Genomic DNA, 21,510 nt, shown 5'->3' on the forward strand with positions numbered 1-21,510 from the left:
CCCAAACACCTTTTACGGACAGCCGGCGCACGGACCACCAATGAGCAAAGCGAGCAAGACACACAGCCTGATCGCCCTCCTGCGCCACTTTGCCCTGCTCCTGTTGCTGGCCTGTTGCACGCATGCCGGCGCGGCGCCGGTCGCCCTCACCGACGCCAGCATCGATCTGGCCAAAGCCGGCAAGCTGTATGCCGACAATGGAGAATCGTATCCGGTCACCGCCGCCGGCCTGCCGGCCATGCTGTCCAAGCTGCGGCCCGCGTCCAAGGTCGATCTGCTCGGTGGCAGCTACTGGCTCCACGCCGAATTACAGAACGACGGCCAGCTGCCGCAATGGGTCATCGATCCCAACGACACGCTGATCGACATGGTCGATATCCAGATCTACGGCGAAGATGGCAGCATCCGGCAACTGCTGACCGGCTATCGCCAACCGCACGCCTACATGCTCCATTATGGCAAGGACATCGACCTGCGGCCCGGCCTGCGCTATCAGCTGCTGATCCGTTTCTCCAGTCCCTACTACGCGCGCACGCCGGTGTTCTCGGTACTGCCGCGCGCCGACTATCAGCAGCTGGTGGCCATTCAGAATGTGCTGATCATCGGCTCGTTGGGGGCGCTGCTGGCGCTCACCGTGTTCAACTTCTTCATCTACTCGATTACGCGCGACCACTCGTCGCTGTACTACTCGCTGTATGTGCTGTGCTATGCGGTGGCGTGGGGCATGACCTTCCACGTGTCGGCCGATCTATTCGGCTGGCACAACCTGCACTGGCACTATGTGCCATTCTTCCTGCTGCCGGTACTGAGCACGCTGTTCTACACCACCTTCCTGCGGCTGAAGGAAATCTCGCCACGCCTCTATCGGCTCAGCCGCATCAACATCGTGCTGCCGCTGCTCATGCTGCCCAGCTGCTTCCTGGCGCTGAGCTACGCGCACACCATCGCCACCGTCGTCATCACCATCTGGATGACGATGGCGCTGGCCAGCGGCATCATCGTCTGGCGACGCGGTTATTATCCGGCGCGCTTCTTCGTGCTGGGCTTCGTGGCGCTGATGGTGCCCGGCCTGTTCATCCTGCCGGCCAACCTCGGTCTGATTCCGGCGGTGGTGAGCAATGCGCAGCTGTTCACGCTCCTCGGCGGCACGCTGGACGGCGTGCTGCTGGCGTTCGCGCTGGCCGACCAGATTCGCCTGCTGCGCAACAACCTGGAGCAGCGGGTGAACGAGCGCACGGCCGAACTGACCGAGGCGAAGGAGCACGCGGAAGTGGTCAGCCGCCACCGCATCGACTTCCTGTCGGCGATGAGCCACGACATCCGCACGCCGCTGGCCGGCGTGATCGGCATGATCAAGTTCGCCATGCGCGACCAGTCGGTGCGCGGCAGGACCGAGGAGTATCTGCGCATCGGCCTGCAGAACAGCGAATCGCTGCTGGCCATCCTCAACGACATCCTGGATTTTTCCAAGATCGACGCCGGGCGGCTGGCGATTGAAACCGTGGACTTCGACCTGATCGCGCTGATCGACGACGCCATCGGCATCCTGCAAGGCCAGGCCGACGCCAAAAGCCTGCTGCTGCGCAGTGACCTGGCGCTGGACCTGCCGCGCTACGTGCGCGGCGATCCGACGCGCCTGCGCCAGATCCTGCTTAACCTGTTGGGCAACGCCATCAAGTTCACCGACCGCGGCGAAGTGCGGCTGAATGTTTCGGCGCGCCAGCGTACCGACGACCGCACCGCCGTGCGCTTCGAGGTCAGCGACACCGGTCCGGGCATCCCGGCCGACACGCTACCGCGCCTGTTCCAGAAGTTCGAGCAGGCCGACCACTCGACCACGCGCCGCTACGGCGGCACCGGCCTGGGTCTGGCGATCTGCAAGGAGTTGGTGGAGCTGATGGGCGGCGCGATTTGCGTGCAGAGCCAGGTCGGCGCCGGCTCCACCTTCAGCTTCACGCTGCCGCTGGCACAGGGCTTGGCACCAGCCGCCGATGCCCTGACGCTGCCGCGCAAGGAGCAACACGCCTACCGCCTGCGCGTGCTGTGCGCGGAGGACGTGCGCACCAATCAGATCATCGTCAGCACGCTGCTGGAGGGCATGGGCCACGATATCCGCATCGTGGAAAACGGCCTGCAGGCGCTGCACGCGCTGAGCACCGCCGCCTACGATCTGGTGCTGATGGACGGCCGCATGCCGATGATGGACGGCGAGCAGGCGTCGCGCTTGATCCGCGCCGGCGGCAACGAAGACTACCGCGTGCTCGATCCGTCGATCCCGATCATCGCGCTGACCGCCAACGCCAGCGATCATGACCGCGAACGCTATCTGGCGGTGGGCATGGACGGCTTCCTCAGCAAGCCGGTCGACGAACAGCTGCTGTACGATCAGGTGGCAAAGGTGATCGCCCTGCACCTGAGCTGCGGCCGTTCGCTACGCCTGGCCGATACCGCGCGCCTGGCCGCCGCCCCCGCCGCATCACTGGACGAACAATTCGGCGTAGCGCCGGCAGCGCCGGACACGGTGCGGATCATGCCGCTGGCCGGGCTGTCGCACAAGCATCTGCAGCGCATCACGCAAGCCTTTCTGGACGAGGCGCCACGCCGACTGGAGACCGCGCGCGCGGCGGTGGACGCCGGCAACTGCCACGCGGCGGCGGCGGCCATCCACGCGCTGAAAGGCAGCGCCAGCTACCTGAACTCGGCCCATCTGCACTCGCTGTGCCAGACGATGGAGATCGCCGCCACCGCCGGCGACCTGGCTGCGGTCACCGGGATGCTGCCAGAGGCCACGGCGGCGCTGGAGCGGGCCTGCAGCGATTTGCGCAATGCGGCGGCATGAGCAAAGCTTGCCGTTTTCCGCGACAATATGAGGCTCAGCCCTTCTTTACATCGGATTTTTCATGACTCACCCTGATAGCGCGCTGGCTGCGCGCGACGGCCTGCCGCCCGAGGCGCGGCGGATTGCCATGCTGTCGCTCGCCATCGGCGTCGGCATGGCGTCACTTGATACCGCCATCGCCAACACCGCCCTTCCCGCCATCGCCGAGCAGCTGCACACGACGCCGGCGGCCTCGGTCTGGATCGTCAATATTTATCAATTGGCCATGGTGGCCACGTTGCTGCCGTTTGCCGCTCTGGGCGAAGTGATCGGCTACCGGCGCGTGTCCATCTTCGGTCTGGCGCTGTTTACCGCCGCCTCGCTGGCCTGCGCGTTGGCGTGGTCGCTGCCGTCGCTGGTGGTCGCGCGCCTGTTCCAGGGCGTCGGCGGCGCCGCCATCATGGGCGTGAACACCGCCATGCTGCGCACCATCTTCCCGGCCAGACTGCACGGCCAGGGCTTCGGCCTGAATTCGCTGGTGGTGGCGGTGGCGTTCGCGATCGGCCCCACCGCCGCCTCGCTGATCCTGGCGGTGACAACATGGGAGTGGCTGTTCGCCATCAACGTGCCGCTGGGCGTGGCGGCAGTAGTGCTGGCGCGCCGCGCGCTGCCGCACAACGCGCGCGCCAGCCACAAGATCGACGCCACCACCGCCCTGCTCAACGTGTTCGCCTTCGGCCTGCTGATCCTCACCATCGGCGATGCCGCCCACCTGGAGAGCTGGCAAAGGCTGCTGCCGGAACTGATCGCCGCGGCGGTGTGCTTCGCGCTGCTGCTGCGCCGCCAGGCCGGCCACGCGGCGCCAATGCTGCCGGTGGACCTGTTCAAACGGCCGCTGTTCGCGCTGTCGTCGCTGACCGCCATCTGCACTTTCGCCACCCAAGGCCTGGCGTTCGTCTCGCTGCCGTTCTATTTCGAGCACACGCTGGGCCGCTCGCCGGTGGAAACCGGCTTCCTGATGACACCCTGGGCGGTGCTGGTGGCGGTGATGGCGCCAATCGCCGGCAAGCTCAGTGACCGTTATTCGCCCGGCGCGCTGGGTGGCATCGGCCTGGCGCTGCTGTCGTCCGGCATGGTGTCGCTGTTGCTGCTGCCGGATCAGCCGAGCGTCTTCGATATCGGCTGGCGCATGGCGTGGTGCGGCATTGGCTTCGGCTTCTTCCAGGCGCCGAATCTGAAAGCCATCATGGGCAGCGCGCCGCCGTCGCGCGCGGGAGGCGCCAGCGGCGTGGTGGCCACCTCGCGCCTGATCGGCCAGGCGTTCGGCGCGGCGCTGGTGGCCTACTGCTTCACGCTGTCGGCCACGCGCGGCACCACGTATGCGCTGATGCTGGGCGCGGCGTTTGCGGCGGTGGCCAGCGTTGCCAGCTTCTCGCGATTGGTCGTGCGACAGCAGGATTAAGCTGCGGTTGGGCGGACGCACTCCATATGCCGCAGGACGGCTACGATCCGAAAACGCAAGGCATGTCCGACAGCGGCAACCAGCTCTCACGCGACAAGGCGCTTTCGTTCTGGCGCGGCATGATGGCCGGCGCCCCGCGCAAGGAACGCGTGCTGCTGGTGGCCGAAACCGCTGAAGGCCGCGTCATCGGCACCGTGCAGCTGATCACCGCGCAACCGGACAACCAGCCGCACCAGGCCGCGCGCGACGAAGGCAAAACGGTACTGGTGCTGGACACCGTCACCGGCGGCGATGCCGGACGACTGTACCAGCGGGCCGGCTGGCAAACCGCCGGCGTGGTGCCGAATTACGCGCTGAAGCCGGACGGCGCGTTATGCGGCACCACTTTCTTCTACAAGCAGCTCTAGAAGTCCGTCTCGCCCTCGATCACGGTCGGATAACCGCTGATCGCGCGCGAGGTCTGCATGCCCGCCATGACGGCCGCCTCCACGCAACCAGCGTTGATGCCGGTCCTGATCCAGTCCCCGGTCAGGAACAGGTTGGCGAAGCCCGATTGGTCGGTCCGCAGCCGATACCGGGTCGAACCGGCCACCGACATCACATAGCGTTCGGACGGATCGACATTGGCGCGCCAGTACTGCGCATCGAATCGCTGCACGCCGGTGGCGTCGCTGCCATCCACCAGCCAGTTCCACGGGAACGCGCCCGCCGGACCAGCCGCCGACCATAGCGATGCAATCTCCTTGCTCAACTGATTGATCGCGCCCTGCTTGGCAATCTCGGTCATCCGTTGCGGGAAGCCGTGATCACTGACCGGCGGATAGCTGGCCACCGGCAGCGCGCTGCAGAAGTAGGACACGTTTTTCGGGTCCAGCGGTGCCGGCCAGTCCTCGCGCACCAGCAATTGGTCCATCGGCGCCCAGGTATCGTAAGGCTCGGTGAAACCGCTCAGCACCGGCTGCTGGCCGTCCGGCTGATAGGCCCAGCCCATTTGCGTCAGATCCTTGTCCAGCCACACCTGATACGCCTGCGTCGCCACCGTCTTCACCTTTTCGGTGGTTGCCAGCAGCGCCGGGCTTTGCGCCAACAGTTGTGGACACAGCACCGGCAGCGAGCCGATCGAAATGCCAAACACCACCTGGTCGAAATCGACGCCGCGCTTCAGCGTCACCGTCGGCAGCTCCTTGTCGAACGCCGCGCGGTACACCTCCGGCCAATCAGTCCAGTGGGACTCCAGATTGATGCCCTTCTCCCGCAGCAGCGCGGCCTGTGCCGGCTGGATCTGATCGTACAGAGGCTCGCTCGGCCAGCAATCCAGCCCCTTCACCGGCAGCAGCGGATGGTAGTCGGCGCCGGCCAGTTGCACCTGCCGCGTCATGCGGATGCTGCCGATCTGCGCGCCGTCCGGCACCAGTTCCTCGACCTTGTGGAAGAATTTGAACTTGACGCCGCGCTTCAACAACGCCTGATACATCGGCGTAAAGATGGTATCGCCCATCCCCGCCTGCATCTTGAACATGATGCCGCCCTTGTAGGCCAGACCGATGCGCGCCATCGCGCGCAGCATGGTGCCGGCTTCCGCGTTCGGTTTCTCGAAATCGCCGTCCTCGTAGGCGAAAATCAAATCATAGAAGCCGCGCACCGGCGCCGACTGCACGCACAACTGCTCATCGCCGCCATGCTTGCGCAGCCAGGCACGGAAATCCAGATCATTGATCACATCGAAGCCGTGCTTGATCACGCCGTCCGCAAACACCCCCTTCATGATGGTGATGCCCAGATCCAGGCAGATGAACAGGCGCCGCACATCGTCCGCCACATCGCCCTCGGCGCGGGCGATCAACTTGTCGTAGCGCGAATGCAGCTTGCCGCGCACGCCCGCCAGGGCTCCAGCCAGCGCCAGATGTTGCCCCTCGTCGGCATCCTCCGCCATGTTGAACACCATGCCGCTCAGCGCACCGGCCAGCAGCGAAACGTCGTCACTCAACTCCTGCGCCGACGACGTCACGCCCTCGGCCAGGTGATACAGCCAGTCCGGAATAATGCCGGTGTGATGCGGATGCGGCGGCAGCGCCATTTCCCTGGTCAGATTATCCAGGCTGCGTATCCACTGCTCGATCCAGCCGACCATGGCCACCGCCATTTGCCACAGCGTGATCTTCTGGTCGCCCTCACCCGGTTCACCCGGCAGGGTCGGGAACAAGATGGACCAGTTGTGCCACTTGTCGCCCACCAGTTCGGACAAGGCCACGTAGTCATGCTGCTTGAAGGCGTCGCGCCAGGTCGCCAGCGGCGAACCAGCCGGCCGGTCCAGGCTCGCATACGCCTCCTTGATCATCTTGAACGCATTCGAATAGAAGCCGAACCAGATGTGCAGGCCATGCTCCTCGATCCTTTGTCCCAGCTTGGCATTGCGCCCGCTGGCGCCCTTGCCGCCCAGCCGCCAGCCCTGCTGATAGACCGTGATGTCGTAGTTGTTCTGCCAGCCCGGCTGCTGGCTCAGATAATAGGCCGTGGTCATCGCGCTGACGCCGCCGCCGAGGATGGCGATCTTCTGCGGCGAGATCGCCGAGTTGTCGACCAACTCCTCGCCAGGCTGCGCGGTGAAATCGAAGTTCAGGTAGTACGGCAGGATGGCTTGCTGCGCACCCAGCTTCAAGCCAAGCGTCTCGTTCAGCGGGAAGCTGTCGAAGGCGTGCAGCACCGCCTCGTACTCGCCGGCCAGCAGTTTGCCGCCGTGGATTTTGTCGATGGTCGCCGGCGCCGCCAGTATCGCCTGATACACCGCCTTCAGGCCCGCGCTGTCCGGGAACTGCTTGAGGAAGATCTGGTCGATACGCGGATTGCGCAACAGCGACAGGATATCCTTCCAGCCCGCGACATCCATGTTGAAGAAGTCCGGAATCGACAGGAACAGTTTGATCGCCTCTTCAATCAGATCGACCCAGTTTTCAATCGGCGTTTCCTCGCCCGACTGGCCGGTGGCGTTCACCTCCAGCAGCGGATGCATAGCGATCTTGGTCTCCGGTCCGAACGGATGGAAACCCTTGGCCGACAACGCGCAGCGCTTCTCGCTGATCTCATGCTCGCACAGATACTTCGGATAGCCGAACAGTTCACGGCCGTTGATCAGTGCCATCGCGTCGTCGACAAAGATGTGCGCCGGGTAGTAATAGATGTGGGCCAGTTCGCCCTCGTCGTCCATCGCCCCCACCATGATCCAGGTGACGATATCGATCTCCGTGATCCAGCCCTTGGCATGGTCGACCGGCGCCGCCGAATCGGCATGATTCACCTGCGTGAAGGTGATCAGCACATACGGCGAAATCGCCTTGAACGTCATGCGCGCGCCGGCCACCGCGTTCAGCGTGCCGTCGATCGTCGCCTGCAGTTTCGTCGAGTCGCCCTTGACGAAAAAGCCGTACATGTCGGAGTTTTTCAACTGCAGCGGTGTATGCATCATCACCGAGCCGCCCTGATAAATATACGAAGGTCTGGTCGCCATGGCCTCACAAAGAGAAAGTGAACAAGCCCTTAGTGTATTTCAGATGCGGCACAGTTGCCAAAAATAAAATTTCAATGCCCGGTGTAGAATGTCGCGCATGGAACACCACACTCAAAAGCCCGACGGCCGCACCGCCATTCTGCTGCCTTCCGGCTTCGTACTTGACCTGATAACGCCGGACGCCAGCGGCATGCCGATCACCGACATCGCGCTGTGTTTATCGTCGCAGCCGCGCTGGGGCGGCGCCGCGCGACCGTGGTATTCGGTGGCGGAGCATTGCGTGATGGCGTCGCGGATCGTGCCGCCACCGCTGGCCTACGCGGCGCTGATGCACGACTGCGAGGAATTTCTCGGCGACTGGCCGTCGCCGGTCAAGGTGATGCTGGGCCGCGCCTACGTCAAGCAGCGCGTGCACCCGGTGAAGGAGGCGCTGCGCCGCCGCTTCGGCTTCCAGGACGATATCGCGGAAATCAAGCATGCGGACCTGGTCTGCATGGCCACCGAACTGCGCGACCTGCTGCCGCCGGCGTGGATGGAATGGGGGCACCTGCCGCCGCCGGCCGCCGGGCGCATCGTCCCGGTCGGTCCGGAGCAGGCCTACCGCCTGTTCCTCGAACGGTTCGAGGAACTGCGGCACCAGGCGGTTTAACGGCCGCCGTCCGGCGTCACCACGAAGCGGTAACTGGCCGGCGCCAGCGGGATGCGGTACTTGACGTGCGGCCGCCCGTCCAGACTCCAGCCGGTATCGCCGCCGACACCCGCCTGCGCCATGTCGATCAGGACGCTGCCATCACCGTGCGGCGCGATCTCGGAGCTTTTCCACTCGCCGCGCGGCCGCAGGTAAAGATCCTCATACGGGAACGGCAGCGCGTTGAACGAGAACGGCTGGTCGGCGCTCACCTTCACGCCGCCCGTCGCGCCGGACAGCGCAAACCAGCGCACCTCCGTCTTGTTGCCGCTCTCCTGTGGGCGGATATAGCCGTGATACTGATCCGCCAGCGGCCCCTGATACAACCCTAGCGGCGCGCCGGTCTTGCGGTCGGCATAGGATTCGTGCGGTCCGCGGCCATACCAGCGCAACTTGTCCAGCGCCGCCGGGCTGTCGAAGCGCAGGCCGAGACGCAGCGGATCGGGCAGGTCATCGCGCAGCGGCGTGAAGGTGGACTGCACTTCCAGCGCGCCGTCGCCGCGCATGCGGTAGATGTTCTGCCAGTGCGCCGCGCCGGCCCCAAAGCTGAACAGCACTTTCAGGCTGTCGCCCTGCACTTCCACCGAACGCACCTTGCGGTTCTGGGTGAAGGTCTGCCACACCTTGTGGGTCTTGTCGACACCCGCGCCTTCGTCGTTGTCGATCAGGCCGCGCCAGAAGTTCGGGCTGCCGCCCGTCAGCACCGGCTGGCCGTTGACGCTGTAAGTCAGCAGGCCGGTATTGGCCGCCAGTTGCAGCACCGCCTTGCCGGCGCGAAGCTCATAACCATCGCCAGCCTTCACGGGCTTGATCCACGCCGATGCGCCCACGGACGGCGCAGCCGCCGACAGCACAAACTGCGACCAACCGACGACCGCCCCCTGCGCGACGCCATGCTCGGCCGCCTTGCTGCGCGCGCTGACCGTCAGCACCAGTTCTCCGCCCTTTGCCGACGTTGCGGCGGCCGGCAGCTTGACCGGCTGACGCGCGCCGGCGGCGGCGTTCGACGAGGCCAGCGCGCCTTGCGCCACCTGCACGCCGTCGCGCTCCAGCTTCCACTCCAGCGCCAGATGCGACAGATCGCGGAAATCGTAGCGGTTCACCACCTCGACGGCGCCCTTGCGCGGATCACCCTCGAATACCACCGGCGAATACACTTTCTGCAGCTCGTAGTATTCCGGGTCCGGCGTGCGGTCGGAACGCAACACGCCATCACCGACCACGCTGCCGTCGCCGCGCTCCGGATTCACATCAAAGCCGGAAGCCCAGTAGCCGCGGCCCTTGTCGTCCTTGGCATACACACTCTGGTCCACCCAGTCCCACACAAAGCCGCCCTGCAATTTGCGGTGCGCGCGGATCACCTGCCAGTAGTCTTCCAGATTGCCCAGCGAGTTGCCCATGGCGTGCGCGTACTCGCACTGGATCATCGGCTGGCGGTAGGCCGGGTCCTGCGCGTAGTCGGCCATCTTCTCGATATCGTCATACATCGGCGCGTAGATATCGACGTAATCGTTCGGCTTGTGCACCTCGTTCAACGTGCCGTGGCCCAGGTAGCTGATCAAGCGGGATGGATCGTTCTTGCGTATCCACGCCGCCGCGTTTTCGAAGTTGGGACCGGTGCCGGCCTCGTTCCCCAGCGACCAGAAGATAATCGACGGCGAGTTCTTGTCCCGCTCCACCATGCGCGACACGCGGTCCAGGTGGGCGACGCGCCAGTGCGGCTTGTAGCCCAGTTGAATGGCGGCGCGGCCGGCGGCGTCCTTGGCCTTGTCGCCCCGCTCCATATATTCGTGCGACTCGATGTCCGCCTCGTCCATCACATACAGGCCGTATTCGTCGGCCAGGTCGTACCAGCGCGGATCGTTAGGATAGTGCGAGGTGCGCACCGCGTTCACGTTGGCGCGCTTCATCAACTCGATATCCTGGCGCATGCTCTCCATCGACATCACGCGGTAGGTCTGCGGATCGTGCTCGTGGCGATTGACGCCCTTGATCATCACCCGCTTGCCATTGACGCGCACCTCGCCGTCCGCGATCTCCACGGTGCGGAAGCCGATGCGGCGCGCGGTGGCGGAAACCAGCTTGCCCTGCACGTCGAAGACCTCGACCAGCAAGGTGTAGAGTTTCGGCGTCTCCGCCGACCAGGGTTGCACCGCCGGAATCACGCCGCTCAGCGCCGCCTTGCGGTCGGCGCCCGGCGCGGCGCTGGTTTGCAGCACTTCGCGCTCGCCGTCCAGCACCGTGGCCTTGACCCGGACATCCGCCGGCGCGCCGGCGATATCGGCCAACAGCGCAAAGCGGCCATCGCGATACGCCTTGTCCAGCGACGCCGTCACCTTGAAATCGCGCAGCCGCGTTTTCGGCTCGGCGTACAGATAAACGCTGCGCTCGATGCCGTTGACACGCCAGAAGTCCTGATCCTCCAGGTAGGAGCCATCGGCCCAGCGATACAGCTCGATAGCGATAACATTACGGCCCGGCTTAACGTACTTGGTCAGATTGAATTCGGACGGCAGCTTGGAGTCTTCCGAATAGCCGACGCGCTGGCCGTTGACCCACACATAGTAGGCCGCGCCGGCGGCGCCGATCTGCAGGAACACATCGCGCTCCTTCCAGTCGGCCGGCAGGTCGAAGTTGCGGCGATACGAGCCGACTTCATTGAGCTCATGCGGAATGAACGGCTCGTTGGCCGGGAAGGGATAAACGATGTTGGTGAAGATCGGCTTGCCGTAGCCCTGCGTTTGCAGCATGCCGGGCACCTGGATGCTGCCCCATTTGCTGACGTCAAACGACGGCTGGAAAAAGTCCTTCGGCCGCGCCTCGGGATTGGCGGAATACGCGAAAGACCAGGTGCCGTCCAGCGACAGGTAATGGCGCGACGCCGCCTTGTCCCCGGCCAGCGCCAGCTGGCGCGACTCGAAATTGAAGAAGGTCGCCTTCATCGGCTCGCGGTTCACTTCCACCACTTCCGGCTGTTCCCACTCGGCCAGCGGCTGCGACGCCGCCATCAAAGGTTGTGGCAACACCAGTCCTGCGCTCAGCAGCGCCGCGGTCAACATGCGTAAATCCATTGTATCTCCTCTTATTTGTTATTCCGTCATTGCGATATAAGCAACGCGACCGATTATACGAGTCTTTCTACGCCTGAACTAGCCTTAAGCGGAGTTGCGGGGCGCCGACGCCGTCTCTAGTATCGATACATCATTGGATTTGGAGGTTTATATGTCCGCATCCCCACGCCGCCTGCTGGCGGCTCTGCTGCTGGTCTGTGCCGGCATCGTCCACGCCGCCGCGCCGCTGGCCAAAACCCAGGCGCCCGGCTACTACCGCACCGTGTTGGGCGATTTTGAGGTCACCGCTTTGTCCGACGGCACCCATCCATTCCCGGTGGATACCGTGATGACCAACATCACCCAGCAGCAGGCCCTGCGCGACCTGGCCGAAGTCGATCTGACACTGCCGGTGCAAGGCTCGATCAACGCCTTCCTGATCAACACCGGCAGCAAGCTGATCCTGATCGACAGCGGCGCCGGCGCGCTGTACGGCCCGTGCTGCGGAAAGCTGCTCTCGCACTTGCGCGCGGCCGGCTACCAGCCGGAGCAAGTCGACGACCTCTACCTCACGCACCTGCACAAGGACCACGCCGGCGGCATCATGGCGCAAGGCGCGGCGGTGTTCCCGAACGCGGTGCTACACCTGTCGCAAGCCGAGGCCGACTACTGGCTCACCCCGGCCAACAAGGCCAAGGCGCCCGACTTCCTGTCGACCTTCTTCGACGCCGCCCGAGCCGCCGTCGCGCCGTACCAGGCCGCCGGCCACTACCAGCCCTATAAAAACTTCGGCCAGCTTGCGCCGGGCATTGAAGCCCTGCCCGCCCCCGGCCACACGCCCGGCCACGCCGCCTATCTGATCACCAGCAAGACCCAGCAACTGCTGGTATGGGGCGATATCGTCCACGTCGCCGGCATTCAGTTCCCGCACCCGAGCGCCACCGTCAAGTACGACAGCAGCGCGCCGGACGCGCAATCCACGCGCGCCAGGCTGCTGCAACTGGTCACGCAAAAGCAGTTGACCGTGGCCGCCGCCCATATCGCCTTCCCCGGCCTGGGCCACATCCGCCGGCACAAGGGCGAATACGAATGGCTGCCGCTTAACTATGACGAGTCGTCCGCAAGTCAGCCCTAAGTGATAGTCCACGCATAGCCGACCTTTTGACAGGGGTGTTTCTATCGTGCGCTGCTTACACTGTTCTGTGCAGCATTCACTCACTCACACAGGAGCACCTCATGTCGAATAGCAAACTGACCGTCGATAGCGTCATCGTGGAAGATGGCACCCGCATTCACTTCAAGGATTGGGGCACCGGCCCGGCTGTCGTCTTCAGCCACGGCTGGCCGCTGCAGGGCGGCGCCTGGGAAGACCAGATGACTTTCCTGGCCAGCCAGGGCTACCGCGTGATCGCCCACGACCGCCGTGGCCACGGCCTGTCGAGCCAGCCGTGGGGCGGCAACGACATGGACACCTACGCCGACGACCTGGCCACGCTGCTGACCGCGCTGGACATCAAGGACGCCACGCTGGTCGGCCATTCCACCGGCGGCGGCGAAGTGGCGCGCTATATCGGCCGTCACGGCAGCGCGCGCATCAAGAAAGCGGTGCTGGTCGGTGCCGTGCCGCCGCAGATGGTCAAGTCGCCCAGCAATCCGGATGGCCTGCCGATGTCAGTATTCGACGGCATCCGCGACGGCGTGCTGAACGACCGTTCGCAGTTCTTCAAGGACCTCACCATGCCGTTCTACGGCTACAACCGTCCGGGCGCCAAGGAATCGCAGGGCGTGCGCGATACCTTCTGGTTACAAGGCATGCAGTGCGGCATCAAGAACGCCTATGACTGCATCAAGCAGTTCTCAGAAACCGACTTCACCGAAGACCTGAAGAAAATCGACGTGCCGACGCTGATCGTGCACGGCGACGACGACCAGATCGTGCCGATAGGCGCCTCGGCGCACGCCGCTGTCAAGCTGGTCAAGAATGCCACGCTGAAGGTGTATCCAGGCGCGCCGCACGGCCTGCCGACCACCCACAAGCACCAGCTCAACGCCGATCTGCTGGCCTTCCTCAAGGCCTGACGACCGCGCCGGAGCGACTAACCCGATCGGGTGAGTCGCTTCCTGCAAATCTGCCGTATGTCGCCGCGGCGGGCATTCCTGCATGATGCGTATGACACCATCAAAGGAATACCGTATGGCCAGCACCAAGCCCATCCCCGACCTGCGACCGGCGCGCCTCAACGCGCTGGGCGCGTTCGCCGCGTCCATCGCGCACGAAGTGAAGCAGCCGCTGGCCGCCGTCGCGCTGAACGCGCAAGCCTGCATGAAGTGGCTGGAGCAGGACCCGCCGCAACTCGATCGGGCCCGCGCCGCCCTCGGCGTGGTGCTGCAGGCGAGCGTGGCGGCGGCGTCCATGGTGCGTAGCCTGGACGGCATGGCGCGTCAGGCGGCGCCGGAACGCGGCCCCGTCATCGTTGACGACATGCTGCGCGATGTGCTGCAACTGCTGCGCGCGGAACTGCGCCAGCAGCGCGTGACGCTGACCGAGGCGTTGTCGCTCGACCTGTATCAGCTCAACGCCGACCGCGTGCAGCTGATGCAGGTGATCATGAATCTGGTGCTGAACGCCATCGAGGCGATGCGCGATATGCACGACCGGCCACGCGCGCTGCAACTGCGCTCGGCACAGCTGAACGGCACGCTACGCATCAGCATCGCCGACAGCGGCCCCGGCATTCCGCCGGCGCTGACCGAGCGCGTCTACGAACCATTGTTTTCCACCAAGCCGGGCGGCACCGGCATGGGCCTGGCGATCTGCCGCGACATCATCCAGGCCCATGGCGGCCAGCTGTGGAGCGAGGCCGCCCAGCCGCAAGGCACCGTTTTCCATCTCAGTTTCAAGGAGTACACCCTATGGACCCCATCTCGATCCTGATCGCGGACGATCATCCCCTGATACTGGCGGGCCTGAGCTCGCTGCTGGGCGCGATGCCCGAGTTCCGGCTACTGGCGCAGGCCACCGACGGCGCGCAGGCGGTGGCGCTGTACCGGCAGCACCGTCCGGACGTGGTCATCATGGACCTCAGCATGCCGCTCCTGAACGGCGTCGAGGCCATCGAACAGATCCGCGCGGAGGACGCCAGCGCCAGCATCGTCATCCTCACCACGTACCAGGGTGACGAAGACGTGTACCGCGGCCTGCGCGCCGGCGCCAAAGCCTATCTGCTGAAAGACGCCGCCTCCGAGCAGTTGGTCGATTGCCTGCGCACCGTGGCCGCCGGCCAGCAATATCTGCCGGAAGCGGTCGCCAGCAAGCTGGCCGAACGCAAGGCCAGCAGCCAGCTGTCGCGCCGCGAGCTGGACATCCTCGCCCACCTGGCGACCGGCAAGAGCAACAAGATGATCGCGCGCAGCGCCGACATCGAAGTCGGCACGGTGAAATTCCACGTCAATAACATCTTGGCCAAGCTCAACGTTGCAAGCCGCACCGAGGCCGCCACGGTGGCGGCCCGGCGCGGCTTGCTCAGCGTGTTCTGATGCTTTATTGGCTGATTACTTGTTGGCGGCCACCGGCGCCAGCGTTTCGTGCTGGGTGGTGACGCGCTGCGGCGCCTTGTGCACCATGGTGTAAGCGTAGTCCACGCCCATGCCGTAGGCGCCCGAGTGCTCGCGCGCGATGGCCATGACGGCATCGTAGGTGTCGCGGCGAGCCCAGTCGCGCTGCCATTCCAGCAGCACCTGCTGCCAGGTCACCGGCACCACGCCGGCCTGCACCATGCGCGCCATGGCCTGGTCGTGGGCTTCTTTCGAGGTGCCGCCGGACGCGTCGGCCACCATGTAGATTTCGTAGTCGCCTTCCAGCATCGCGCACAGCGCGAAGGTGGTGTTGCAGACTTCGGTCCACAGGCCGGCCACGACCACTTTCTTCTTGCCGTTGGCTTTCAGCGCGTCACGGACTTTCTGGTCGTCCCACGAGTTCATCGAGGTGCGTTCCAGGATTTCCTTGCCTGGGAACACGTCCAGCAGTTCCGGGTAGGTGTAGCCCGAGAACGCCTCGGATTCCACGGTGGTGATGGTGGTCGGAATGTTGAACACCTTGGCGGCCTTGGCCAGACCAACGGTGTTGTTCTTCAACACCTGACGGTCGATCGACTGCACGCCGAACGCCATTTGCGGCTGGTGATCGATGATGATCAGCTGGCTGTTTTGCGGCGTCAGGACTTCTAATTTCGGGTTGCTCATGATGGGTTTCCATATGGTGTAAAAGGAACCGTCATCTTAGGCGGCGAGCGCGCCAAAAACTACTCATCTAAATATAGGCTGGTCGCGCGCCGCGCCTCTGCTAAGATGGAACGACCATGAAAACACAACTCACCGAACTGACGCGCGCACTGCGCGACCTGCACAAACAATTGATCCATCTGGAAACCCAGTACTTCGGCGCCGTTGGCAGCCCGCTGGAGCATTTGCAGCTGATCACCAACCACCCGCATTTCGCCTGGCTGCAAAAGCTGTCCGGCCTGATGACCCAGCTCGACGAGCGCCTGGACGACCCGGAACCGGTGACGCCGCTGGAAGCCAAGGCGTTCCGCCAGTCACTGGAAATGCTGATCGGTCCGTGCGAGGAAGGCGACCAGGCGTTCCGCGCCAAGTACAACGCGCTGCTGCACGACGGCCCGGAACTGGTGATGGCGCACGGCGCCGTGCGCAAGCTGCTGGCCGGGATCTGAGGCCTTATCTGAACCGGCGCGGCAGCCAGCGCTTCCAGCCCGCGCGCCCCACGTAGGCGCGCGCGGCCGGCACCGTCAACCGCATGCGGGTGCCGCCGCCCGCCACATTCTCCAGCGCCATGTGCCCGCCGATGCGGGCGGCGCGTTCCAGCATGCCGGTCAGGCCCCAGTGGCCCTTGCTGCCATTGCTGATCAACTCGTCGGCGATGCCGCGTCCATCGTCCACCACCTCCAGGCTGAACTGGCCCGGCGCGTAATGCAATTCCACCTGTATCGATGCCGCGTCCGCATGGCGGAAAGCGTTCAGGATCGCCTCGCGGCCGATGCTGTAGGCCTCGCACGCCATCTGCTCGTCCAGCTGGCGCGGCGTCCCCAGCGTGCGCAGGCTGAACACCGCGCGCTGGCTTTCCTGCAACACCTCGCCAACCAGCGTCAGACCGTGCGCCAGATCGCCGTCGCCCATGGCGCCGGAGCGCAGGTCCTGTACCTCGTTGCGGCCCTCCTCCATCACCTTGTCCGCCATCAGCAGCACGCGCTCGATCTTGCGGCGCGAGGCGAAGTCGGCCGGTAGCGCGCCGAGCGCCGACTGGAAGCTCAGCGTCAGCCCGTGCACGCTTTGCAGGAAGCTGTCGTGCAGCGCGCGGGCGATGCGTTCGCGCTCGGCCAAACGGGTGGCGATGCGCAAGGTGGCCTGACGGGCCCACAGCCGGTAAAGCAGATACAGCAGCAGCAGCGCCGCCAGCGCGCACAGGCCGTAGAACAGCGGCGTCTGCGTGAAAGTCGGCAGAATGCGCATCGAAATCGCCGTGTCGGTGGTGTTCCACTGGCCGAACTGGTTGACCGCCGCCACGCGGAAGCGGTAATCGCCCGGCCCCAGATTGGTGTACGAGATCGCCCGGCGCGTACCCGGATCTTGCCAGTCGCGATCCACGCCTTCCAGCAGGTAACGGAAACGCAAACCTTCCGGCATGCTGTAGCTCAGCGCCGTGTACTCGATGCGCAACGCGGTCGTGCCCGGCGCCAGTTGCAGCGGGCGGGAGAAGTCCAGGTAACGCTTGCCTTGCGCCACCAGCGTTTCGATCTTGACTTCTGGCGGGTGCGGCTTGGGATAGGCGCGCGTACCGTCCAGCCGCGCGACGCCGCTGACGCCGGCGAACCAGAGCTGGCCTTGCGCGTCGGCGATCGCGCTGGGCAGACGGTTGGCGGTGGCGGCAAAATCGGGGTAGCCGTCCAGCACGCCGTACAGCGTGTAATCCAGCGCGGCCTGCGGCGTGGCCAGCGCGGCGCGCCATTGGTCGCCCCGCACCTGCACCACGCCCTTGCTGCCGTTGAACCAGCGGTCGCCGTTGGCGGCGATCACCATGCCGGAAACCCGCGACAACACCTCGCTATCGGCCACGCTGAGCCGGCGGAAGCGGCCGCCCTGCAGCACAGCCAGCCCGCCATTGCCGCCGATCACCACCTCCGGTCCGCTGTGCACGAAGGTGATGGCGCCGACATCGCCGTCCGGCCGCGGCGCGTAGCGGGTCAGCTTGCCGTTATCGTAGCGCAGCACCAGGCCGTCGCTGTAACCGAACCACATCACACCCCGCCCGCCCGGCGCGGCGAAGGCGATGCCGTTCGGCAGCCCCAGTTCGGACTGCGGCGTCCACTGGCCGTCCTGCCAGCGGAAGCTGCCGCGACGGGCGACCGACAGCCACAGCGCGCGGCCATCGTCGATGATGCGTGTGACCGGCACGCCGGCGGCCTCGGCCACGCCGGCGGGATAGGCGATGGACTCGACCTGCTCACCACGGCGGCGTTCGATCTGTTCCAGGCCGGCTTTCAGCAGCGCGCCATCGGCGCCGTTGGCCAGCACGCCGAAGGGACTGGCGACGCCGCGCTCCAGCAGCTCGGCGCCGCCATCGGCATTCAGCCGCCACAGTTCGTTGGTGGGTTTGGCCCAGACCAGTGCCCGGCCAGCGTCATCCAGCGCAAAGGTGAAGAAGCGCTCGCCGCCACTCATGCGCACCTTGGTCAGGCGGTTGTTGCGGAAACGCTCGACGCCGGACTGAGTGCCGATCCAGATATTGCCGTCGCGGTCCTCGAAAATCACATTGCCGGTCAGGTTGCTGACCTGCCAGGACTGGTCCAGCTTGCTGTCCGGCTGCGCCGCCGGCGAATAGACCGAGTCCGGCTGCCGGCCGATGCCGTCGGCGCGGCAGACGCCCGGACAGCCAAGCATCCAGTAATTGCCATCGCGGTCGAACAGGCCGTTCTCCTGCCCCGCCGCCTGCGCCATCCATGCCGGCCTTGGCCGTGGCGGGCCGGAGTGGTCCGACGGCACGGTGATCAGCTTGCCATGGGTATCGAGCCACAGCCGGCCGTCGGGCGAGGTGGTCAGGTTGACGGCGGTGTAGCCACGCAACACAGTGCGGAAGCGCTGGCTGCCGGGCTCGCGCACCATCAACTGCTCGCCGACCGCCAGCCACATCTGCTGATACTGATCGAGCTGGAGATTGGTGACGCGCCCCTGTGGTAAGCCCATCGCTACGCCGACGTTGCGCCAGACGCCCCGCTCCAGTTTCAGCAAGCCGATGGTCGTGGCGACCCACACTGCGCCGTCATCATCCTGGATGACGCTCGACACCGGCGCCAGCAAATCATTGCCGATGCGGGTCGGATAATCGGTGATATGGCCTTGGCTCAGCAGACTGACGCCGCCGAAGATATAGCCGATCAGCAGATCGCCATTGCGCAAGGCCTTCAGCGCGGTGATCGGCCGCTTGGGCGCCACCTCGCCGGACACGGCTTCAAAGCGGCGGAACCGCACGCCGTCGAAGCGGTACAGGCCGTTGCTGCTGGCGATCCACAGCCAGCCATCGGCGGTCTGCGCCATGGCGGACACCTCGCCCGGCGCGCCATCCTTGCCGGTCCAGATATCGTGGTGGTAATCGCTGAGGGAAACTTTGCTGTCGAGGGCCCGCGCGGCGGGGGCGCCGGCCAACAGGGCTAACAGGCACAAAAAATGGATGAACTTCGGCATGCACATATCATAGACGAAAACATCAGATGCAAAAACCTATCAATTCGTTAGAAACAATAAATTTCACCAATCTTCGCCGGAGCGTTAAGCTGTTCATACGTTCCACAGCATTGAGAGAGCACCATCATGAACCGTCAAAACCGTCCGCATACCCTGCCATTACCGATGAGCGCCCTCGCGCTGCTGAGCGCCCTGCTGCTCGGCGCTTTGGACTACCATGCCGCCGGCTGGGCGCTGTTTGGCCTCGGCGCGCTGGCCTGGCTCAAACTGGATGCCAAGCAATTATTGAAGTCCGACCGCTACGGCCTGTCGCCGGCGCTCGCGCTGCTGGCCTACACCGCGCTGGCCGGCGCCAACGCCAACATCGCCGTCACCTTCGCCCTGGCGCTGCATGCGCTGGTGGTCTTCCTCATTTTGCTGAGCCGCCATCTGTCCTATGACAGAGCGCAAGGTTTTTCTCAACAAAAGACCCTAAGCGCACGGTTTTAAAGTGGTTTTTCCGGATATCCACATCAACTGTGGATAAGGGTGTGAATAACCGCCACTTGACAGCCAAGAACCCTAATAACGGCGGGCTGTACAACAAAATGCCTAATCCACAGGCAGAATTTTTACCGATTAAAATCAAACACTTACAAAACACGGAAAGCTGCCGCCCGGCGGTTTTTCGGCATCTTGAAAAAAAATATTCTGTGCATAAGTAAGAACGCGACACCTTGGTTACACAGCACAGGGAATCCTTTGACAAAAGTGCTGACGAGGAATAGTGTCACTCTGAAGTTCGCCAGTTCGACTTACCATGGGATAAGCCTGCATGAATCAGAACGACGACGATACCGACTGGATGATTGAAGACGTGGCACAACCGGCCGGGGAAGCGCGCGCAGACGGCGCGACTGCGGCGGCGGCATCACCACCCTGGCGGGTGCTGATCGTGGACGACGATGTGGACGTCCACGTCGTCACCAAATTCTCTCTCAGCAACGCCTGCTTCCAGGGACGCCGCCTCAGCTTCCTGCACGCCTACAGCGGCGAGGAAGCGCTCAACGTGCTGCGCAACACACCAGACATTGCGCTGGTGCTACTGGACGTCATCATGGAAACCAGCGACGCCGGCCTGCACGTGGCGCGCGAGATCCGCGATACGCTGCACAACAGCCTGGTGCGCATCGTGCTGCGCACCGGCCAGCCGGGACAGGCGTTGGAGCACAGCATCATCCTCGACTACGACATCAACGATTTCTGGTGCAAGACCGATCTGACCACGCGCAAGCTGTTCACCACGGTGATTTCCTCGCTGCGCGCCTATTCGGGCCAGGACGAAGCCAACCAGCGCGCAGCGGTGCTACAGGCGGAGCTGGACGCGGCGCGCAAGATGCTGGCGGCGGTGGACCGGCACGCGGTGATCGCCACGCTGGACGCGCACGGCCGTTTTGCCGCAGTCAATGACAAGTTCTGCGCCGTGTTCCAATTCAGCCGCGAGGAACTGGTGGGCGCCGATCCGCGTCTGCTGCACGCTCCCCCCTATCCAACGGACCAGCTTGCCGACGCGCTGAAGGCGCTCAAGGAAGGCGAGGCATGGACCGACGTCATCACCACCTGGCGGCGCGACGGGCAGGAAGTACGCCTGCGGATCACCGTCACGCCCGACGGCGATGGCGCCATCATCGTTGGCAGCGTCCTGCAGGCGCTGAAAAAACCGCTTTAAGCCTCGTTTAAGTATCGGAAACATAAGCGTTTTTTGGGATATCCACAAATGCTGTGGATATCTATGTGGACAGCCCCCCATTGACAACGGATAGCGCCTGTAACGGCGCGGTTTATTACAAACTGCCCATCCAACGAGCAAAATCAACGCCCTTAAAAATCAATGACTTACGCGATAATAGATTGTAACGAGAAAATTTTTCAAAAAATTCCTTGTCAACATGATTTGTGCATAACTAAACGCCGGCAGCGCATATCAATGCGGGGATGTTCGCCGCTGATCAGGGTGCAATAGCACCCGTTCGATGACTTGCGGCTTCACATTGTGCGATTTCAGATATTCGATGGCGCAGACGGTGTTGAAGCTGCTTTGCACCATAATTCCGCGTTCCACAATCTCGCTGGAGGCAGCGTCGTGGCGAGGCTGAAACACCGAGACCGGCGGCGCCGATTCCAGGCTGGGGGCTAGCATAACGTTCATCATGATCCTTGTTCGAAAGTAAGGGGCTGCCGCCCCGATCGGTG

The 21,510-nt window shown here is 64.3% G+C and carries 16 protein-coding genes; 11 read left to right on the forward strand and 5 right to left on the reverse strand.

Annotation, left to right across the window (positions count from 1 at the left end):
• The first annotated feature begins 40 nt into the window (after positions 1 to 40).
• The 3 genes from GTP44_RS22555 to GTP44_RS22565 all read left to right on the forward strand — a co-directional run bounded on the left by GTP44_RS22555 (position 41) and on the right by GTP44_RS22565 (position 4,687).
• Positions 41 to 2,839: a hybrid sensor histidine kinase/response regulator gene (locus tag GTP44_RS22555; protein ID WP_161021184.1), complete on the forward strand. Its 2,799-nt coding sequence runs from the start codon at positions 41 to 43 to the stop codon at positions 2,837 to 2,839.
• 61 nt (positions 2,840 to 2,900) lie between these two features.
• Positions 2,901 to 4,280, forward strand: coding sequence for an MFS transporter (locus tag GTP44_RS22560; protein WP_161021185.1), 1,380 nt, complete (start codon positions 2,901 to 2,903; stop codon positions 4,278 to 4,280).
• Positions 4,281 to 4,306: 26 nt separating this feature from the next.
• The gene (locus GTP44_RS22565; RefSeq protein ID WP_229256423.1) at positions 4,307 to 4,687 is read left to right on the forward strand and encodes a GNAT family N-acetyltransferase; all 381 of its coding nucleotides are present in this window, start codon (positions 4,307 to 4,309) and stop codon (positions 4,685 to 4,687) included.
• Here the strand turns inward: GTP44_RS22565 and GTP44_RS22570 are convergent.
• Positions 4,684 to 7,785 (reverse strand): NAD(P)-binding protein, encoded by a 3,102-nt coding sequence (locus GTP44_RS22570; RefSeq protein WP_161021186.1) that lies wholly within the window; start codon positions 7,783 to 7,785, stop codon positions 4,684 to 4,686. The genes GTP44_RS22565 and GTP44_RS22570 overlap by 4 nt on opposite strands.
• 97 nt (positions 7,786 to 7,882) lie before the next feature.
• Here GTP44_RS22570 and GTP44_RS22575 point away from each other — a divergent pair, with 97 nt between their 5' ends.
• Entirely contained in the window at positions 7,883 to 8,434 is a 552-nt protein-coding gene (locus tag GTP44_RS22575; protein WP_161021187.1) for a hydrolase, read from the forward strand.
• On the opposite strand, the gene GTP44_RS22580 is transcribed toward GTP44_RS22575, so the two are convergent.
• Positions 8,431 to 11,544, reverse strand: a complete 3,114-nt coding sequence (locus GTP44_RS22580) for a glycoside hydrolase family 2 TIM barrel-domain containing protein (RefSeq protein ID WP_161021188.1) — start codon at positions 11,542 to 11,544, stop codon at positions 8,431 to 8,433. The genes GTP44_RS22575 and GTP44_RS22580 overlap by 4 nt on opposite strands.
• Positions 11,545 to 11,695: 151 nt before the next feature.
• Here GTP44_RS22580 and GTP44_RS22585 point away from each other — a divergent pair, with 151 nt between their 5' ends.
• The 4 genes from GTP44_RS22585 (at position 11,696) to GTP44_RS22600 (ending at position 15,060) form a co-directional block, all read left to right on the forward strand.
• A complete protein-coding gene (locus GTP44_RS22585) occupies positions 11,696 to 12,658 on the forward strand; it encodes an MBL fold metallo-hydrolase (protein WP_161021189.1) in 963 nt (320 codons plus the stop codon).
• Between the two features lie 101 nt (positions 12,659 to 12,759).
• Positions 12,760 to 13,602, forward strand: a complete 843-nt coding sequence (locus GTP44_RS22590) for an alpha/beta fold hydrolase (protein WP_161021190.1) — start codon at positions 12,760 to 12,762, stop codon at positions 13,600 to 13,602.
• Between the two features lie 115 nt (positions 13,603 to 13,717).
• Positions 13,718 to 14,458, forward strand: coding sequence for a sensor histidine kinase (locus GTP44_RS22595; protein ID WP_161021191.1), 741 nt, complete (start codon positions 13,718 to 13,720; stop codon positions 14,456 to 14,458).
• Positions 14,437 to 15,060 (forward strand): response regulator, encoded by a 624-nt coding sequence (locus GTP44_RS22600; RefSeq protein ID WP_161021192.1) that lies wholly within the window; start codon positions 14,437 to 14,439, stop codon positions 15,058 to 15,060. The genes GTP44_RS22595 and GTP44_RS22600 overlap by 22 nt, the downstream gene beginning before the upstream one ends.
• 15 nt (positions 15,061 to 15,075) lie before the next feature.
• Here the strand turns inward: GTP44_RS22600 and GTP44_RS22605 are convergent, their stop codons facing one another.
• Positions 15,076 to 15,765 carry a hydrolase gene (locus GTP44_RS22605; RefSeq protein WP_161021193.1) on the reverse strand — a complete coding sequence of 230 codons (690 nt, stop codon included), beginning with the start codon at positions 15,763 to 15,765 and terminating at the stop codon, positions 15,076 to 15,078.
• A 116-nt stretch (positions 15,766 to 15,881) separates the two neighbouring features.
• On the opposite strand from GTP44_RS22605, the gene GTP44_RS22610 reads away from it, so the two are divergent.
• On the forward strand, positions 15,882 to 16,253 hold the full coding sequence (locus GTP44_RS22610) for a hypothetical protein (RefSeq protein WP_160990079.1): 372 nt from the start codon (positions 15,882 to 15,884) through the stop codon (positions 16,251 to 16,253).
• A 4-nt stretch (positions 16,254 to 16,257) separates the two neighbouring features.
• On the opposite strand, the gene GTP44_RS22615 is transcribed toward GTP44_RS22610, so the two are convergent.
• The gene (locus GTP44_RS22615) at positions 16,258 to 19,278 is read right to left on the reverse strand and encodes a sensor histidine kinase (RefSeq protein ID WP_161021194.1); all 3,021 of its coding nucleotides are present in this window, start codon (positions 19,276 to 19,278) and stop codon (positions 16,258 to 16,260) included.
• Positions 19,279 to 19,404: 126 nt separating this feature from the next.
• On the opposite strand from GTP44_RS22615, the gene GTP44_RS22620 reads away from it, so the two are divergent.
• Together GTP44_RS22620 and GTP44_RS22625 are read left to right on the forward strand one after the other, a co-directional pair.
• Positions 19,405 to 19,767, forward strand: coding sequence for a hypothetical protein (locus GTP44_RS22620; protein ID WP_161021195.1), 363 nt, complete (start codon positions 19,405 to 19,407; stop codon positions 19,765 to 19,767).
• Positions 19,768 to 20,092: 325 nt separating this feature from the next.
• Positions 20,093 to 20,986, forward strand: coding sequence for a PAS domain-containing protein (locus GTP44_RS22625; RefSeq protein ID WP_161021196.1), 894 nt, complete (start codon positions 20,093 to 20,095; stop codon positions 20,984 to 20,986).
• Between the two features lie 255 nt (positions 20,987 to 21,241).
• Here GTP44_RS22625 and GTP44_RS27260 read toward each other — a convergent pair whose 3' ends face one another.
• Positions 21,242 to 21,469, reverse strand: a complete 228-nt coding sequence (locus GTP44_RS27260; protein WP_229257038.1) for a hypothetical protein — start codon at positions 21,467 to 21,469, stop codon at positions 21,242 to 21,244.
• Between the last annotated feature and the right edge of the window lie 41 nt (positions 21,470 to 21,510).

The organism is Duganella lactea, from assembly GCF_009857505.1.
Lineage (GTDB): Bacteria > Pseudomonadota > Gammaproteobacteria > Burkholderiales > Burkholderiaceae_D > Rugamonas > Rugamonas lactea.

Bases quoted from the DNA above. Each gene is read 5' to 3' on its own strand.
- GTP44_RS22555 (WP_161021184.1), top strand. From the start codon at position 41: ATGAGCAAAGCGAGCAAGACACACAGCCTGATCGCCCTCCTGCGCCAC.
- GTP44_RS22560 (WP_161021185.1), top strand. From the start codon at position 2,901: ATGACTCACCCTGATAGCGCGCTGGCTGCGCGCGACGGCCTGCCGCCC.
- GTP44_RS22565 (WP_229256423.1), top strand. From the start codon at position 4,307: ATGCCGCAGGACGGCTACGATCCGAAAACGCAAGGCATGTCCGACAGC.
- GTP44_RS22570 (WP_161021186.1), bottom strand. From the start codon at position 7,785: ATGGCGACCAGACCTTCGTATATTTATCAGGGCGGCTCGGTGATGATG.
- GTP44_RS22575 (WP_161021187.1), top strand. From the start codon at position 7,883: ATGGAACACCACACTCAAAAGCCCGACGGCCGCACCGCCATTCTGCTG.
- GTP44_RS22580 (WP_161021188.1), bottom strand. From the start codon at position 11,544: ATGGATTTACGCATGTTGACCGCGGCGCTGCTGAGCGCAGGACTGGTG.
- GTP44_RS22585 (WP_161021189.1), top strand. From the start codon at position 11,696: ATGTCCGCATCCCCACGCCGCCTGCTGGCGGCTCTGCTGCTGGTCTGT.
- GTP44_RS22590 (WP_161021190.1), top strand. From the start codon at position 12,760: ATGTCGAATAGCAAACTGACCGTCGATAGCGTCATCGTGGAAGATGGC.
- GTP44_RS22595 (WP_161021191.1), top strand. From the start codon at position 13,718: ATGGCCAGCACCAAGCCCATCCCCGACCTGCGACCGGCGCGCCTCAAC.
- GTP44_RS22600 (WP_161021192.1), top strand. From the start codon at position 14,437: ATGGACCCCATCTCGATCCTGATCGCGGACGATCATCCCCTGATACTG.
- GTP44_RS22605 (WP_161021193.1), bottom strand. From the start codon at position 15,765: ATGAGCAACCCGAAATTAGAAGTCCTGACGCCGCAAAACAGCCAGCTG.
- GTP44_RS22610 (WP_160990079.1), top strand. From the start codon at position 15,882: ATGAAAACACAACTCACCGAACTGACGCGCGCACTGCGCGACCTGCAC.
- GTP44_RS22615 (WP_161021194.1), bottom strand. From the start codon at position 19,278: ATGCCGAAGTTCATCCATTTTTTGTGCCTGTTAGCCCTGTTGGCCGGC.
- GTP44_RS22620 (WP_161021195.1), top strand. From the start codon at position 19,405: ATGAACCGTCAAAACCGTCCGCATACCCTGCCATTACCGATGAGCGCC.
- GTP44_RS22625 (WP_161021196.1), top strand. From the start codon at position 20,093: ATGAATCAGAACGACGACGATACCGACTGGATGATTGAAGACGTGGCA.
- GTP44_RS27260 (WP_229257038.1), bottom strand. From the start codon at position 21,469: ATGATGAACGTTATGCTAGCCCCCAGCCTGGAATCGGCGCCGCCGGTC.